Source organism: Stenotrophomonas sp. YJH_SMC_27, from assembly GCF_059369815.1.
Window position 1 is genome coordinate 351836 of record NZ_JCAFTA010000002.1, and the last position, 16605, is coordinate 368440.

14 protein-coding genes are annotated in these 16605 nt (G+C 68.2%); 4 read left to right on the forward strand and 10 right to left on the reverse strand.

Annotated elements, in window-relative coordinates; all coding sequences use genetic code 11:
• Nucleotides 1–20: 20 nt before the first annotated feature.
• A complete protein-coding gene (locus tag AC5P7R_RS05135; protein WP_021204292.1) occupies nt 21–407 on the reverse strand; it encodes a hypothetical protein in 387 nt (128 codons plus the stop codon).
• 186 nt (nt 408–593) lie between these two features.
• On the opposite strand from AC5P7R_RS05135, the gene AC5P7R_RS05140 reads away from it, so the two are divergent.
• The gene (locus AC5P7R_RS05140; RefSeq protein ID WP_134731538.1) at nt 594–1418 is read left to right on the forward strand and encodes an alpha/beta fold hydrolase; all 825 of its coding nucleotides are present in this window, start codon (nt 594–596) and stop codon (nt 1416–1418) included.
• Between the two features lie 122 nt (nt 1419–1540).
• Here AC5P7R_RS05140 and AC5P7R_RS05145 read toward each other — a convergent pair whose 3' ends face one another.
• The 7 genes from AC5P7R_RS05145 to AC5P7R_RS05175 form a co-directional block, all read right to left on the reverse strand.
• The gene (locus AC5P7R_RS05145; RefSeq protein WP_478435881.1) at nt 1541–3187 is read right to left on the reverse strand and encodes an MFS transporter; all 1647 of its coding nucleotides are present in this window, start codon (nt 3185–3187) and stop codon (nt 1541–1543) included.
• Nucleotides 3181–4464, reverse strand: a complete 1284-nt coding sequence (locus AC5P7R_RS05150) for an alginate export family protein (RefSeq protein WP_478435882.1) — start codon at nt 4462–4464, stop codon at nt 3181–3183. The genes AC5P7R_RS05145 and AC5P7R_RS05150 overlap by 7 nt, the downstream gene beginning before the upstream one ends.
• Nucleotides 4443–6290 (reverse strand): amidohydrolase, encoded by a 1848-nt coding sequence (locus AC5P7R_RS05155; protein WP_478436573.1) that lies wholly within the window; start codon nt 6288–6290, stop codon nt 4443–4445. Before AC5P7R_RS05155 ends, AC5P7R_RS05150 begins: the two co-directional genes overlap by 22 nt.
• A 119-nt stretch (nt 6291–6409) precedes the next feature.
• Complete coding sequence (locus AC5P7R_RS05160) at nt 6410–6835, reverse strand: DoxX family protein (RefSeq protein WP_155029733.1); 426 nt, start codon at nt 6833–6835, stop codon at nt 6410–6412.
• A gap of 2 nt (nt 6836–6837) precedes the next feature.
• Complete coding sequence (locus AC5P7R_RS05165; protein WP_019659975.1) at nt 6838–7494, reverse strand: hydrolase; 657 nt, start codon at nt 7492–7494, stop codon at nt 6838–6840.
• Complete coding sequence (locus AC5P7R_RS05170) at nt 7491–7934, reverse strand: helix-turn-helix transcriptional regulator (RefSeq protein ID WP_058982409.1); 444 nt, start codon at nt 7932–7934, stop codon at nt 7491–7493. The genes AC5P7R_RS05165 and AC5P7R_RS05170 overlap by 4 nt, the downstream gene beginning before the upstream one ends.
• 50 nt (nt 7935–7984) lie before the next feature.
• Entirely contained in the window at nt 7985–8317 is a 333-nt protein-coding gene (locus AC5P7R_RS05175; RefSeq protein ID WP_164145131.1) for a hypothetical protein, read from the reverse strand.
• A gap of 97 nt (nt 8318–8414) precedes the next feature.
• Here AC5P7R_RS05175 and AC5P7R_RS05180 point away from each other — a divergent pair, with 97 nt between their 5' ends.
• Together AC5P7R_RS05180 and AC5P7R_RS05185 are read left to right on the forward strand one after the other, a co-directional pair.
• Nucleotides 8415–11444: a sensor histidine kinase gene (locus AC5P7R_RS05180; RefSeq protein ID WP_495213782.1), complete on the forward strand. Its 3030-nt coding sequence runs from the start codon at nt 8415–8417 to the stop codon at nt 11442–11444.
• Nucleotides 11437–12090, forward strand: a complete 654-nt coding sequence (locus AC5P7R_RS05185; RefSeq protein ID WP_021204301.1) for a response regulator — start codon at nt 11437–11439, stop codon at nt 12088–12090. Before AC5P7R_RS05180 ends, AC5P7R_RS05185 begins: the two co-directional genes overlap by 8 nt.
• A 709-nt stretch (nt 12091–12799) precedes the next feature.
• Here the strand turns inward: AC5P7R_RS05185 and AC5P7R_RS05190 are convergent.
• Complete coding sequence (locus AC5P7R_RS05190; RefSeq protein WP_111099204.1) at nt 12800–13993, reverse strand: MFS transporter; 1194 nt, start codon at nt 13991–13993, stop codon at nt 12800–12802.
• Nucleotides 13994–14086: 93 nt separating this feature from the next.
• Here AC5P7R_RS05190 and AC5P7R_RS05195 point away from each other — a divergent pair, with 93 nt between their 5' ends.
• On the forward strand, nt 14087–15016 hold the full coding sequence (locus AC5P7R_RS05195) for a LysR family transcriptional regulator (protein WP_478435884.1): 930 nt from the start codon (nt 14087–14089) through the stop codon (nt 15014–15016).
• Between the two features lie 114 nt (nt 15017–15130).
• On the opposite strand, the gene AC5P7R_RS05200 is transcribed toward AC5P7R_RS05195, so the two are convergent.
• Complete coding sequence (locus tag AC5P7R_RS05200; RefSeq protein ID WP_478435885.1) at nt 15131–16588, reverse strand: amidohydrolase family protein; 1458 nt, start codon at nt 16586–16588, stop codon at nt 15131–15133.
• Nucleotides 16589–16605: the final 17 nt, after the last annotated feature.

Consider the following 16605-nt stretch of genomic DNA (forward strand, 5'->3'; position numbering starts at 1 on the left):
GTCGTTTCTGGCACCTGGATTCAACGGCACGCGTCATGCACCGCGTCATCCAGCTGCCGCCGCTTTACGAAGTCCAGGCGCTTCGCCTGGGCGAGCGCCTTTCCGCGTTGCTGCCGCGCGTGCTCACAGGCGGCGGGATCGGTGCTGATGGGTATCAGAGCGGCCCGCGCACGCCCCTGCTGCACCACACGCGGACGGCTTGAGGCCAGGCTCGCTGGCTTGGCCATGGTCGCACCTGTCGAAGGCGGCTCCGGCGGCACCTCCCAGCGCCATTCCGCACGCCCCTGGCACGGCGTCTGCTGGTAGACAGGATGCGGCCCGTCCACGCATTTGTAGACGTTGGTCCGGGCGTGCGCCGCCGTGGTCAGCAGCAGGCACACCCACAGGCTCCAGAACGCATGCGACATTGCAGGCTCCTCGACAGGGCAGCCGCCATCGTCAATGCCGGAACGGCTTCGTGCTAGAGCGATATGCGTCACATCCGGCGCAATCCAGCACAGCCGTGCAAGTCGCCGCTCTGGCGCTGCGCTGTACTGCCGGAGGCACCGGCACAACTGCCAGTGCCTTCCCTCCCTTCCGCCAAGGAAACCGCAATGAGCAACTTCGTCACCGTCGCCGACGGCGCCCGCATTTTCTACAAGGATTGGGGTACCGGCCAGCCGATCGTGTTCGCCCACGGCTGGCCGCTGTCGTCCGATGCCTGGGATCCGCAGATGCTGTTCATGGGCCAGAACGGCTTCCGCGTGGTCGCCCACGATCGCCGCAGCCACGGACGCTCCAGCCAGACCTGGAACGGCAACAACATGGACACCTATGCCGATGACCTGGCCGCGGTGATCGAAGCGCTGGACCTGAAGGACGCGATCCTGGTCGGCCATTCCACCGGCGGCGGTGAAGTGGCCCACTACATCGGCCGCCACGGCAGCAAGCGCGTGGCCAAGGTGGTGCTGGTCGGCGCGGTGCCACCGCTGATGCTGAAGACCGATGCCAACCCGGCCGGTACGCCGCTGGAGGTGTTCGACGGCATCCGCAAGGGCACGGGCGGTGACCGCTCGCAGTTCTTCAAGGACCTGACCACACCGTTCTTCGGTGCCAACCGCGATGGCAATACCGTCACCCAAGGCATGCGTGATGCGTTCTGGCTGCAGGGCATGCTCGGTGGCGTCAAGGGCCAGTACGACTGCGTGCACGAATTCTCGGAAGTGGACTACACCGAAGACCTGAAGAAGATCGACGTGCCGGCGCTGGTGGTACACGGCGATGACGACCAGATCGTGCCGTTCGATGCTTCGGCCAAGCTGTCCTCGCAGATCATCAAGGACGCCGAGCTGAAGGTGTACACCGGCGCGCCGCATGGCCTGACCATCACCCACGCCGACCAGTTCAACGCCGACCTGCTGGCGTTCGCACGCAAATGATGTCCCGCGGTGGCGCCCCAGGGCACCGCCGCTCCTTCGGTAGTGCCGGCCGCTGGCCGGCAACCCGATCATCCATCGTGATCACGCGGAGCCGGCCAGCGGCCGGCTCTGCCACCTGCGGGTCAGATGTCGGTGTGGTGATGCGGCACGGCGGCAGGCAGCGGGTCATGCCCTCCCACGAAGTGACGCACCACGGGGGCGCGCTCGCCGCGATGCAGCTCCCGCAGCACTTCCTGGATGGCCTTGTCATCCGCGGTGATGCGCTCGTGCTGGCGCAGGTGCTCCAGCCACGACGGGGTCACGAAATACTCCAGGTGGATGCCCGGGCTGGCCACGTCCTCGACCACACCCCAGACCACCGCACCGTCGCGGCGACGGATCGTGCCCAGCGCGCGCATCTGCGCCTGGAACGTGGCACGGTCAGCATCGTCGATGCGGTACTCGATGGTAACCAGCACCGGCCCCCGATCATTCGACACCGGCACCGACTGTTCCGGCGCCGGCCAGTGCCCGGCCGGACGCAGGTTCAGATCCTCGGTGCCAGCAATGCGCACGCGCCACACCAGCAATCCGCCGATCACCGCACCTGCGGCAGCCACCAGCAACGCCAGCTCCGGCGACGTACGCTGTGCGAGCGCGCCCCAGCTCAGGCCGCCGGCGGCCATGCCGGCAGAGAACACCATGATGTACAGCGCCAGCGCACGCGCACGTACCCATGCCGGAACCGCAGTCTGCGCAGCGATCTGCAGCGACGACAGCACGGTGATCCACGCAAATCCATTGACCAGCATCACCGCCGGAAGCACGTACCAGCTGCGGGTCAGCGCCAGCCCGACCAGGCTCAGGGCCAGCGACAAGGTCGCCAGCAGTACCAACAGGTCACGATCCAGTTGCGCACGCAGCTTCGGCAGCAGCAGCGCACCGCCCACTGCGCCGATGCCGATGCAGCCCAGCAGCATGCCGTACTGCCCCGCCCCGCCATGCATCTGCCCACGCACCACCACCGGCAACAGCGCGTTCATCGCCGCGGCAAAGAAGAAGAAGCCGACCGACTTGATCAGCACCGCCTGCAGCCGCCCGGCGCGGCTGGCGTAACGCAGGCCCGCCTTCAAGCCGGCACCGAAACCTTCCGGTGGCAGGCTGGACTGCTTGGGATCACGCGTCCAGCCCCACACGACGAACAGCATCGCGGCGAAGGTGATGGCGTTGAAGCCGAATGCCCACACCGCACCCAGCTGCGCCACGATCACGCCACCAATGGCCGGGCCGATCGAGCGCGCGATGTTGATGCCGATCGAGTTCAGCGCCACCGCCGAGGCCAGCATCGGCTGCGGTACCAGCTCGGAGACAATGGCGGCCTGCGCGGGCATTGCCATCGCCGCACCACAGCCCATGCAGAAGGTCAGCAGCACCAGCAACTGCGGGGTCAGCAGGTCCATCGCGGTCAACGCGGCCATCGCTGCGGCCACCAGCAGCATCCAGCCCTGGGTCGCCAGCAGGTACCTGCGGCGATCAACGATGTCGGCCAGCGTTCCGGCGGCCAGCGCCAGCAGCACGATCGGCACAGTGGTGGCCGACTGCACCAGGGCCACCATCAACGGCGAACCGGTGCGTTCGGCCATCACCCAGGCGGCGGCTACATCATTGACCCAGGTGCCGATGTTGCTGGCCAGGATTGCCAGCCAGATCGAACGGAACATCTGGATCTTCAGCGGGGACCAGGCGCCTGCGGCCTGTGTGGAGTGTTGCGACGCGGTTGCGTTCACCATTGCCATGCTCCAACGATCGAGGCGAACAGCGTGTCCTGGCCTCCGGCCTGCTTCAGTGCAGGACCGGCGTCGACCCAGGCCAGCTGCAGCTGCCATTGCCAGTGTTTGCTGGCCTGCCAGCGGGTTTCAGATTTGTACTGGGTGCCGATGCGGCGCGCGCCACCGGCGCTCCCTGGCAACGCCAGCAGCGGTGCCGGTGTGGTGTAGACCGCATCGGCACGACGCTGCTTCCACGCCATCTGTACGCCCAGTTCCGTGGTCACCGCATGATGCAGGCGCAGGGTCAGGGTCGGTTGCAGGTCCATCAGGTTGGCCGGGGCCAGCAGGCTGGCCTCGCTGAAGTAGGCCGATTTAGGGAACAGTGCATTGAAGGTTCCCAGGCGGCCGTCATGCAGCTTGCCGTCGCCACTGGCGATATCCGCCTTCAGCCCCAGCCTCGGTTGCAGCGGCCGCTCGGTCCAGCGCCAGCCGGTGTCGGTGGCGAGCGTCCAGGCGCGGACATCCAGCGTGCCGGCAACCGTCTGCAGTTCACCGCCCTGCGCCACCAGCTCGCTGTTCCAGTCCAGCGCACCGAACTGGCCGAACCAACGCGCACCGAGGGTCTCCCGCCGCTCGGTACCGGAGCCCGCCGCAAAGCGCGCGCCTTCACGACGGTAGTCCAGCAGGTACAGATCCCATTGCCCTGGGCCACGACCCCGCGCGGTGGTCGCATACGCGCCCCACAGGTGGGCACCGCGTTCGCCGCGGTCATCAAAGGCGCCGGGTCGGTTCTCCAGCGGTCGCAGCGCCATCAGGTCCAGCGTGCCGAGGCGGCCTTTCCAGCCTGCACGGGCGCCATCGAATGCCAGCCGGATGTTCGGCCCATCGCGCACCGACAACAGCCGCGAACTGCCATAGCCGGCTTCCTGCCGACCGAGTTGCAGATGGAACCCACCGCGCTGCCAGCGCCAGTAGGCCTGCTGCACGTCCAACGCGCCACTGTCGGTACGGCCCGGGCCGCCTGCCTTGCCATTCTCGGCATGCACGCCCAGCTGCAGCCGTGCCTGCCAGTTGTCCTCGACATACGTGGCCGACGCCAGTGCACGCAGCAGGCCGTAGCCGTCTTCACTGCCGCCGATACCGAATCGGGCCGGGTCGTAGTACATCCCCCTGAGGCGCAGCGAGGCGTCCCATTGCAGTTGCCCGCCGCCCACGTCGGCGCAGCGGGGGGCGTCACAGGCCAGCGCCATCCATGGCATGGCCAGCAGCGCCAGGCTCAGAACGCGAAGCACGAGCATCCCATCGCACCCCAGAAGGCGCTCAGGTCGTCGGTGGGCGCCGCATGCAGCGCGGCATGGCCGTGAGCACCATGCGTACTACAGGCCACACCGTGATGGTGGCGATGCGCGGCGGCTAACCCGGTGGCGGCACCGCCGACGTGGTAGCCACCGAAGCGGTTGACCGGCGACCAGTCCGGCATCGCCGGCGGCAGCTGCGGCGCCAAGCCGGCGTAATCCCCGTCGGCGTGCACGATGCGGCCGCCGACCACGGTCAGCAGGCTGGTGATGTCGGCGATCTGCGCGTCATCAACGCGGAAGAAGTCGGCCGAGAGCAGGATGAAATCAGCCAGCTGGCCAGCTTTCAGCGTGCCCTTCACCGCTTCGTCGCCGGAGAACCAGGCACTGCCCTGCGTCCACAGGCGCAACGCCTGCTCGCGTTCGAGCAGGTTCTCCTCGCCATACAGCGCCAGGCCGCCCACGGTGCGCCCGGTCACCAGCCAGGACAACGCCACCCACGGGTTGTAGCTGGCCACGCGGGTGGCATCGGTACCGGCACCGACCGGCACGCCTTCGGCCAGCATGCGCCTGACCGGCGGCGTGTGCCGCGCAGCCTGCACACCGTAGCGCTCGACGAAGGCTTCGCCCTGGTAGGCCATGCGGTGCTGCACGGCGATGCCGCCACCCAGCGCACGGATGCGTTCGATGTTGCGCGGGGTGATGGTCTCGGCGTGGTCGATGAACCAGTGCAGGCCATCGAACGGCACCTCGCGGTTGACCTGTTCGTACACATCGAGGATGCGGGTGATGCTCTCGTCGTAGGTGGCGTGGATACGGAACGGCCAGCGTTTCTCGACCAGCAGCTTCACCACGTCGTGCAGTTCGGGCTCCAGCTCCGGCGGCAGTTCCGGGCGCGGCTCGTTGAACAGCTCGAAGTCGGCGGCGGAGAACACCAGCATCTCGCCGGCACCATTGTGGCGCAGCAGGTCATCGCCCTGGCGCGGCTGCAGGATTTCACTCCAGCCACGGAAGTCATCCACTTCCTTGCCCTTGTTCTGGGTGAACAGGTTGTAGGCGATGCGCACTGTCAGCTGGTCATCGCGGTGCAGCTGCTCGATGACCTGGTAGTCCTCGGGGTAGTTCTGGAAGCCACCGCCGGCGTCGATCACCGAGGTGATGCCAAGCCGGTTCAGTTCGCGCATGAAGTGGCGCGTCGAGTTGGCCTGGTACTCGATCGGCAGGCGCGGGCCCTTGGCCAGCGTCGCGTAGAGGATCAGCGCATTCGGCTTGGCCAGCAGCAGCCCGGTCGGGTTGCCCAGCGAATCGCGCACGATCTGGCCACCCGGCGGATCCGGTGTGTCCTTGCTGTAGCCGCACGCACGCAGCGCGGCGCGGTTGAGCAGCGCGCGGTCGTACAGGTGCAGCAGGAACACCGGCGTATCCGGCGCGATGTCGTTGAGCTCCTGCAGCGTCGGCAGGCGCTTCTCGTTGAACTGTGCGGCGGTGAAGCCACCGACCACGCGCACCCACTGCGGTGCAGGGGTGCGGTCGACCTGGGCCTTCAACATGTCCAGGGCGTCGCCCAGCGAACGCAGGCCGTCCCAGCGCAGTTCAAGGTTGTAGTTCAGGCCACCACGGATCAGGTGGGTATGGCTGTCGTTGAGGCCGGGCAGCAGGCGCCTGCCCTGCGCGTCGATCAGCGTCGCTTCATTGCCCCAGCCGCGCATGATCTCCTCGTCGCTGCCGACGGCAACGATGCGCCCTTCCTGCACGGCCAGCGCCTGTGCATGCGGCTGCTGTGGGTCGAGGGTGGTGATGCGGGCATTGCGGATGACCAGCGTGCTCATGCGACGCTCCTTGGAAGTGGAATCGAGTGCGGCACCGGCGCGACCGGCCAGGCCGAGCGCAACCGCGGCACCGCTTGCCAGCACCACGTTGCGGCGGCCGTGGTCGAGGGGATCGTGGCTCAAGTGAAATCTCCCGGAAAGTATTGGCCGTCCAGCGCCCAGTTGCCGGGCCCGGCCAGCGCGATGGCCAACAGCACCGTGGTCCACATCAACGGGTACTCACTGCCACCGCGCATCCAGAACCAGCCCCTGGGCACGGCCAACAGTGCGGTGAAGCCGATGAAGGCGGCCGCCGCAAGCGCGGCGATGCGGGTCTGCCATCCCAGCAGCACGGCCAGCCCGGACAGCACCTGCAGCAGGGACAACAGCAGCGGCAACGGCGCCACTGCCGGCAGCCCGAAACCGCGCAGCTCGGTGGCGAAGCCGGCCAGCCCCGGTCCGCCGAACCAGCCAAACAGCTTGCCCAGCGCGTGCGGCAGCAGGAAGCCTCCTGCCGCCACGCGCAGCATCAGCAGGGCCAGGTCAAGGCCATGGCCGGCCAGCATGCTCAGTGCCCACCTTCCTGCGCGCCGAACATGCGCTTGGCATACTGGATGCCGATGCCGTAGCCGCCGGCGTGGTCGCGGGCGATGCCGGTGGTCAGGTCGTAGGTTTCACCCCGCGCCCAGTCGCGCTGCAGCTCGAGCAGGTACTGCACGCTGGTCATCGGAACCGCGCCGGCCTGCACCATGCGGGTGATCGCACGCTCGTGCGCTTCTTCGCTGACATCGCCACAGGCATCGGTGATCACGTAGACCTCGAAGCCCTGCGCCAGCGCCGACAGCGCCGGACCCACGATGCAGACACTGGTCCATAGGCCGGCAAGCACCAGCCGACGCTTGCCGATGCGGTTGATCTCGTCGATCACCGGCCGGTCTTCCCAGGTATTCATCGACGTGCGGTCGAACACCGGCTGGCCGGGGAAGATCTGCGGCAGTTCCGGGAACATCGGCCCGGAGAACGACGCTTCGGCGACCGTGGTCAGCACCACCGGCACCTTGAACCCCTTGGCGCCCTTGCTGATCAGCGACACGTTGTTGCGCAGCGTGGAGATATCGATGGTGTGGGTGGCGAACGCCATCTGTGACTGGAAGTCGATCAGCACCAGGGCATGGTCGGTGGGCGACAGCAGGGCCGGGGCGGGCGTGGCGGTGGCATGGGTCATGGATGGACTCCGTTGGAAACACGATCAAGGGGAAGCGACAGGGCGGCATCGCCGGCCAGGTACTGGCCGGGGCTGCAGCCGGTCTCCGCGCGGAAGCTGCGGACGAAGTGGCTCTGGTCGAAGAAGCCCAGCTGCTGGGCCAGGCACGCCATCGGCAACTGCGCGCCAGGCAGCAGCTGGCGTGCGCGTTCGATGCGGCGACGGCGCACATAGCGCAGCGGGCTGGCGCCGGTGCCGCTACGGAACAGGCGCACAAGGTGGAAGCGGCTGACGCAGGCGGCGGCCGCCAGTTCGGTGACCCGCAGCGGCTGCGACAGATGCTCATCGACATAGCGCAGGGCGCGCTGCAGTGCGGCGGCCTGCTGCGGTGCCAGTGGCGCGGCGGGCGGATCGGGCGGAGTGACGGTGGCCATGCGGGGCGCCGCGAGGGGGTGCCCCATGGTGCGTGGCCGTTGCGCGATGCCCTACCCCCGTCGGTCGAGGCCGGCACCTACCCGAATGGGGGAGGCCGACGGCCGAGCAGGCGGCGCCCGAACAGGCACGCATCCAGTGAATAGGCCCCCGGCCCCACAAGCAGCAGCGCCGGCGGCAATGCCACCAGTGGCCAGGGCGCCTGCTGCGCGAACAGGCCCACGGCCGCCGTGAGCGCTGCCAGTGGCGTCAACATACCCAGTGCAAGCATGGCCGCTGCAAGCAGGCACAGCGCCGACCACCCACTGCCATGAGCATCCGGCGCGCACAGCGCGGCGGTCACGCACAGCCGGAACCACAACAGGCCGATGCCCGGCCCCCGATCAGGGAACATCACGAACAGGCGCTGCATGGCCAGGTTCCAGGAGGAGATGCCGGCGTGATAGCCGACCGCAGCGGCCACCGCCTACCCCGTTCGGGTCACCCCGGGCTGCCCCACACCTGCCAGAATGCGCGCCATGCGTGGCCGCCCCTTCCCGTTCCTGCGTCGCCTGCCGGCGCTGCTGACGTGCCTGCTGCTGTTGACCGCCCTGCCCGCCCTTGCCGTGCAGCGCCCGCCGGTGAGCGGTGGCCTGCCCGATTACGAACATACCGCCTGGCGTGTCGGCCAGGGCGCCCCAGGCGATATATGGGACATTGCCCAGGACCGTGAGGGCCTGTTGTGGCTGGCTACCGGCTCGGGCCTGTACCGCTTCGATGGCCGTCGCTTCGAACGGCAGGCAGCGCCCGTCGGTAGCCAGTTCCCGTCCACCAACATGGTCACGCTGGCGCATGCCGCCGACGGCGCCCTGTGGATCGGCTACTTCCAGGCCGGCATCAGCCGCTTCGCGCAGGGACGGCTGCACAGCTACGGCCGTGAGCAGGGGGTGCCGGTCGGCGTGGTGCCGCGCTTCAGCCAGGATCGCGATGGCCAACTCTGGGCGGCGATCAATGGCGGGCTGCGCCGCTTTGACGGACACCGCTGGCAGCCACTGCCGGCCGCTGCCGGCCTGCCCGAGCACCGTGTGCAGTGGGTGCTGCACGACAGCCGGGGCAGGTTCTGGGTGCTGGCCGGCCTGAAGATCTGGATGCGCGCGGCGGGCCAGACCGCGTTCGAGGACACCGGCATCGCGGTCTCGCAGATGGCGACGCTGGCCGAAAGCCCGCAGGGTGAAGTGTGGCTGGCCGACCGGGTGCGCGGCACCTCGCCACTGGCGAACGCGCAGGGTCTGCTGGCAGACAGCGAACGTGAGGCACGGCGGCTGCCGGAACTGGTCGCTGCGCGCCTGCAGTTCACTGCCGATGGCGCGCTGTGGGCCACGATGAGTCCGCACGGCGGCGTTGCCCACATCACCTTCGCCGGCACCCGGGCCGTGCGCATGGAACGCTTCGATTCGCCGCAAGGACTGACCGCCACCTCGGCCGTGCCGATCATCGTCGATCGCGAAGGCAATCTCTGGATTGGCACCAATCTCGGCCTCAACCGTTTCCGCGCACGCAGCGTGCACACCCTGGCGGTGGGTCCAAGCGATCCCTACCGCTCGCTGGTACGGGCCAGCGATGGCCGCGTGTATGGCTATGGCGAAGACCTCAAGCCCTACGACCTGCGGCGCACCCTGCTGGATGGCAGCGCCACGCAGCTGCAGGCTGCCGCGCGCCAGGCACCCACGCCGATCTGGCAGTTCGACTGGGTCAACCTCGCGCGCACGGTCGCCGGCCACACCACATTGATCCCGCTGCCGGCGCCGTTCACCGGGCAGCCGCTGCATGCCCTGTTGTTCCCCGATGACGGACAGGCCTGGGTCTGCACCGGCGAACGCGGGGTGCTGCACTACCAGCATGACCAGTGGCAACGTGAAATCCGCCTGCCCGAGCAGGCCTGCTCATCGCTGGCGCTGGATGCCGATGGCCAGCTGCTGCTCGGCTATGCCGATGGCCGCCTGCGCCGCCTGGGTGCGAATGGCACCGAGAGCTTCGACTCCGGGGACGGCCTGTCGGTAGGGCCGATCACCGCGATGCTGCACCACCGGGACCTTCTGCTGATCGCCGGCGAGGCCGGGCTGGCAGCACGCCTGGGCAATGGCCGTTTCGTTCCGGTGCGCACTGACATGGCCGGCGTACTGGAAGGCATCACCGGCATGGTCACCGATGCACATGGATACCTGTGGCTCAACGGCAGCCGTGGCCTGGTTCGCCTGGAAACCGGCCTGCTGCGCCGCGCCGTGCGCAGCGGCCTGCCGGTCATGCCACGCCTGTTCGACGCAGCTGACGGCATGCCGGGCATTGCCCTGCAGAGCGGACCGATCGCCACCGCAACGCTGGCCGACGACGGCCTGCTGTGGTTGGCCACCAACCAGGGCCTGGCCTGGCTGGACACCACCCGCTCGCACGTCAATACGATGGCTCCCAGCGTGCGCATCGGCGAGGTGCTGTATGGCAGCGAGCACGCGCCGCTACGCGATGGTCTGCGCCTCCCGGCCGGCACCAGCCAGCTGCAGATCGATTACGTGGCGCTGTCGTTGGCACGTCCGGAGCGCAACCGCTACCGCTACCGCCTGTCGGGCGTGGATGACGGCTGGCAGGACGCTGGCAGCAGCACACGTGCGTATTACACCAACCTCGCGCCCGGCAGCTACCGGTTCGAGGTTGAAGCCGCCAACGAGGATGGCATCTGGAGCACCGCACCGGCCAGCCGCAGCTTCCGCATCGCTCCCACCTTCATGCAGACCCTGTGGTTCAAGCTGCTGTGCACCGCCGCCGTGCTTGCACTGCTGGTGCTGGCCGTACGCATCCGCAGCGGCCAGCTGGCAGCCTTGTTCCGCGCGCGCCTGCAGGAGCGCAACGGCGAACGCGAACGCATCGCGCGCGACCTGCACGACACCCTGCTGCAGGGTAGCCAGGGCCTGATCCTGCGCCTGCACGCGATCAGCCAGTCAGCGCAGACGCCGGAACCGGTGCGCAGCCAGCTTGAGTCAGCGATGCAGCTGGCCGAGCGCAACCTGGCCGAGGGTCGCGAGCGGGTAAATGCGCTGCGCGAGGCGCCGTTCGCGGGCCGCGACCTCGCTTCGGCGCTGGCCGACGTGCACGCCGAATACGCCGGGCATGGCATCAATCCCCTGCGCCTGACCGTGGAAGGCGCGACGCCACCGCTGCAGGCCGACGCGGCCGAGGAGGTGTTCCTGATCGGGCGCGAGGCCATCCGCAATGCGCTGCGTCATGCCAACGCCAGCGCCATCGAAGTGGAACTTTCCTACGGAACGCGCTGCTTCCTGCTGCACGTGCGCGACGATGGCGTGGGCATCACCCACGAAAATGCCGGCCATGGCCATTGGGGCCTGCAGGGCATGCGTGAGCGCGCCCAGCGCCTCGGCGCGGAACTGCAGCTGTGGACCCGCCCCGGGCTGGGTACCGAAGTCGCGCTGGCAGTTCCGGCCCGGCGGCTGTATCAGCGCAGCCGATCGCGTTGGCATTGGCCCTGGAGTAGAGAAAACCATGACTGAGTCCCCTGCCCCGATCGGCGTGCTGGTGGTCGACGACCACCCGCTGCTGCGTGATGGCCTGGCGGCACTGCTGGGCGCTCATGCCGACCTGCGCCTGCTGGGCGAAGCCGCCGATGGCGAGGAAGCCATCGCACGCTACCAGCAGCTGCAGCCCGACGTGGTGCTGATGGACCTGCAGATGCCCCGCCTGGATGGTGTGGAAGCCATCGTGCGGATCCGCGCGCTGGACCCACGCGCCCGCATCATCGTGCTGACCACCTATCGCGGTGACGTACGTGCGGTGAGGGCACTGCAGGCCGGCGCCAGCGCGTATCTGCTGAAGGACATGCTGCGCCACGAACTGGTCGACACCATCCGCATGGTGGCCGGTGGCCGCCGTGCGCCGATTCCTCCAGCGGTGGCCGCCAGCATCGCCGCGCATGTGATCGAAGACCGCCTGTCACCGCGCGAGACCGAGGTACTGCGGTACGTGGCCGGAGGGCTGTCGAACAAGCGCATCGGCGAGCGCATGCAGATTTCGGAGCAGACGGTGAAGGCGCACATGAAAAGCCTGATGGACAAGCTCGGCGTGGGTGATCGCACCCATGCGGTCACCCAGGCGCTGCGGCGCGGCATCATCAGCCTGGACGACAGCGGTCACGATTAGGGGGGGTGGTTCGGCAGGGCCTGCAGCCCTGCACCCGCGGTAGTGCCGGCCGCTGGCCGGCAACCTCAACAGCAAAATCAAAAGCGGGCTCTCCGTGGGATGGCGCGGCGGTGTCGGACTGCGGGGACGCTGCAAGTACGTCCCTGTAAGCTTGGCAGCCGCATCCATGCGGCTGACACCCCGCACTCCGACACCGCCCCACCTCTGACAGATTCCGATGGCGGTTGGTAGGTGTCGACCTTGGTCGACACTTCTGTCAGATATCGAAATCAATCAGGGGTCAGATCCGTTTTCCGAAGGAAAACGGATCTGACCCCAAGAGCCATTCCAACAGACCGCAGGAACCTGTCGAAGGCGGGGTGGGTCCGGTTGCGGGGGCGTGAGCGCCATGGGCCCGAGGCATGCCTCGGGCGGGTTGGGCAGGACGCCCAACCCCGGTCTTGCCGTGTGCGCAGGACAGCGCACACGAGCAAGGCGCGACCGAGCCCCCATGGGTGAGGGCGCTTCGCTTGCGAAGCATTGCTTCGCAAGCGCCCGAACGCCCAGCCGCCAGCGGCTGGGCCGGACTGGGGATTCACGGCGTCCCCCGCAACCGGACCCACCCCGCCTCCCTACAGTAACCCCGCTGTTGCTGTTGCTGTTGCTGTTGCTGTTGCTGTTGCTGTTGCCTCCAGCAGGTGCAGGGCTGCAAGCCCTGCCAAACACCCCCCTACTTCAAACGCAGCAGCAGGCTGCTGCCCGCACACACCACCGCCAACCAGGCCACGCCGTGCCATCCCCATTGCGCCAGCGCCAAGCTGCCCAGCGCACCGCCGGCGGCCATGCCGATGAACATGCCGGTGAACAACAGCGCATTGAGCCGGCTGCGTGCCGGCGGTACCAGGCCGTAGACCAGGGTCTGGTGCGCCACCAGCGCCGACTGGAAGCCGAAGTCGAACAGCAGCGCACTCACCACCAGCAACGGCAGCAGCGCGGCGGCCGGCAACCAGGCTTCGGCCAGCAGCAGGCCGAAGCCCAGCAGCGCCACCGCAATCGCCAGCCGTGCCACCGCATGGCACCCCAGTCGATCAGCAAAACGGCCGGCAAACGGCGCGGCCAGTGCACCGGCCGCACCCGCAATACCAAACGCACCCGCCGCCGCACTACCCAGCCCCAGGCGGGCATGCAGCATCAGCGCCAGGGTCGACCAGAACGCGCTGAATCCCACGGCCAGCAGCGACTGGCTGGCCACCGCACGGCGCAGCTGCGGCTGCTCGCGCCACAACGCCAACAACGAACCCAACAACGCCGGATAGCGCAGCGTGCTGGTCGGCGCGAAGCGCGGCAGCGCACGCGCCATCACCGCGCCCATCGCCGCCACCGATACCGCCGCCAGCACGAACTGCGTGCGCCAACCCCACGCTTCAGCCACCACGCCACTGACCACCCGCGACAGCAGGATGCCGAGCAGCAGGCCGGTCATCACCCGGCCGACGATCTGGCCGCGCTGCGCGTCCGGCGCCAGCACCGCCGCTGCGGGCACGATGTCCTGCGCCAGGGTGGCCGTCAGCCCGACAAGCAGGCTGGCCACCAGCAGGCCCGGCAGCTGCCCGGCCATTGCTGCTGCGCCCAGGGCGAGCGCCAGCAGCGCGGACTTCAACAGGATCAGGTGGCGGCGGTCAAAGCGATCGCCCAGCGGTGCCAGCAGCAGGATGCCCAGTGCGTAGCCGAGCTGGGTCAGGGTTGGCACCAGGCCGGCGGCGCGCTCACCTGCGCCGAGGTCCTGGGCTATCAGGCCCAGCATGGGCTGGCTGTAATACAGCGACGCGACCGAGAAGCCGGCACCGGCAGCCATTGCCAGCACCAACGGGGTGGAAGGTACGGTCGCCGGTGCGGCCGCAACAGACAGCGAGGGGGTAGACATGGGGGAGTCCGGTGGAAGAAGTGGGCGTATCCTGCCCGCATTCGCCCAACGTCTGTAGTAGGCTGAAATACATATAATTCATACGCCATACGCATGACCGAGCTCACCGCTGGCGCTGATCGCCTGGATCTGCTGCGCACCTTCCTGCGCATCGTCGATGCCGGCAGCCTGTCTGCTGCGGCCCTGCAGCTGGGCACCACCCAGCCGACGGTCAGCCGACGCCTGCAGGCACTGGAGCGACAGCTCGGCCTGCGCCTGCTGCAGCGCTCCACCCACGGCCTGCAACTGACCGAGGACGGCCTGCGCTGCCAGCGTCATGCACAACGCGTGGTCGACGAATGGGAGTCGCTGCAGGCCGAACTGAACGGCGAACCGGAAACGCTGCGCGGACGCCTGCGGGTGATGGTGCCGCATGCCTTTGGCCAGGCGCAGCTGCTTCCGACCATGCTCGCGTTCCTCGCCCAGCACCCACAGCTGAGCCTGGAGTGGATCCTGGAAGATCGTCGCCCGGATTTCATCGCCGAAGGCATCGACTGCGCGGTGCGTGTGGGACCGGTCGACGAACCGCGCATGGTGGCACTGCCGCTGGCCGAAGTGCCGCGCATCGTCGTGGCAGCGCCCTCGCTGGTGGACGCCACGGCGGTCAGTACGCCGGAACAGGCGCAGGCACTGCCATGGATCTCGCTGGTCACCTACTACCGCGAACGCCTGCTGCTGCATGACGCGCAGGGGCGCGCGCATACCCTTTCGATCAGCCCGCGCCTGCTCAGCGACAACCTGTTCGTGGTGCAGCAGGCTGCACGCGCCGGGTTGGGCGCAGCGGTGGTCTCGGCCTGGCTGGTGGCCGACGACCTCGCCCAAGGGCGTCTGGTGCAGCTGCTGCCGGACTGGCAGGCGCCGGCACTGCCGGTGCATGTCGTGTTTCCTGCCGCGCGCCAGCAGCCGCCGCGGCTGCGCGCCTTCATCGATGCGATGAAGGCCGCACTGCCGCAGCTGCATGGCATGCGGCCGGCACCGCGTTAGGTCATCGGCCGCATCATCCACGCATGGCGTGGATCTACTGCTGATCGCGGGTATGGATGCCCGTACGGCAACCGGTAGATCCACGCCATGCGTGGATTCCGCCCCGCCCCACCCTCAATTGGCCTTCGCCGCCTCGGCATTCCACGCCGCGACCTTGGCCTTGGTGTCGGCCAGCATCCTGTCCAGCGCGGCGCGGTCATACACGTTGCCGCGCAGGATCACGCTGTCGATCTTCTCGGTGGCGGCGATGTCCTGCAGCGGGTTGGCGGTCAGCAGCACCAGATCGGCAGCCTTGCCCTGCGCGACGCCACCGTAGCGGTCCATCTGGCCGAACCAGGCCGGGCCGGAACGGGTGGCGGCCGACAGCGCCTGCGGCGCGCTCAGGCCTTCCTTCACGAACAGCTGCAGCTCCTGGTGCAGGGCGATGCCCGGGAAGTTGAACGAGTTGAGGAAGCCCGCATCGGTGCCGGCGATGATCGTCACGCCGGCTTCCTGCAGCATCGGCAGCACCGCGGCCACCTGGTGGTACTGCGCGTGGCGCGCTTCGATCTGCGCCGGCGTCGCCTTCGCCGCACGGTCCACGCGCCATTGGTAGGTCGCGCGCAGGCCGGGGCCGATGTAGGCCAGGTACGGGTCGTTGGCGTGGTCATCCTGGTCAAGGAAATCGAGGATGCGGCCGCCGTTGAGGGTCGGGGTCACGAACACGCCACGCTTGGCGAAATCACGGTAGGCATGCATCGCGGTGTCACGGTCGAAGCTGGCGTCGAGGCGGCGATTGGCTTCGGCGCGATCGATGCGCCCGGCGCCGAAGTCGGCGGCGATCTGCGCTTCGTCCTTGCTGCCGGCCTTGAATGCGTAGTCCAGATGCTCGATCGAGGCCAGGCCGGCATCGACCGCCTGCTCCACGGTCAGCGCCATTGGAATGTGGCCCGAGGCCTTGAAGCCGGCCTTTCGCGCAGCGCTGGCCGAGTACAGGAACAGTTCCGGCGTCAGCGTGCTGTCGGTGATCTTCACGAAATCGACCTTGTCGTGCTGCAGTCGGGTAATCGCCTTGTCGACGTCGGCCTCGCTGCCCACTTCGATCGTGCCCTTCCACACCGGCTTGATGCCCTCGATCTTCGCGCCGGAACTGAGCAGGCGCGGGCCGAACAGCGTGCCCTTGGCGATCTCGCCACGCCACTGCAGCACCTGCTCGGGCAGATCGCCGGAACAATCACGCACGGTGGTGATGCCGTGCGCGATGTACAGCGGCAGCAGTGCCTTGTTCTCTTCGATCAGCGCCGGGCCACCGCCGAAATGCACGTGCATGTCCCACAGCCCCGGGATCAGGTACTTGCCCTTGGCATCGATCTGGCGGGCCGCGCTCCACTGGCTGCGCAGCTGCGCATCTGGACCGACGGCGACGATGTCCTCGCCGCGGATCACCACGCTCTGCCCGGCCAGGGTGCTGGCGTGCTCGACATCGACCACGGTGGCATTGCGGATCAGCAGGTCGGCGCGCTCGGCGGCAGACGCCGACAGAGGTGCTACCGCAAGGAGGATGGCAAGGGACAACGGACGGGAACGGAACATGGACAGCATCCTGATGG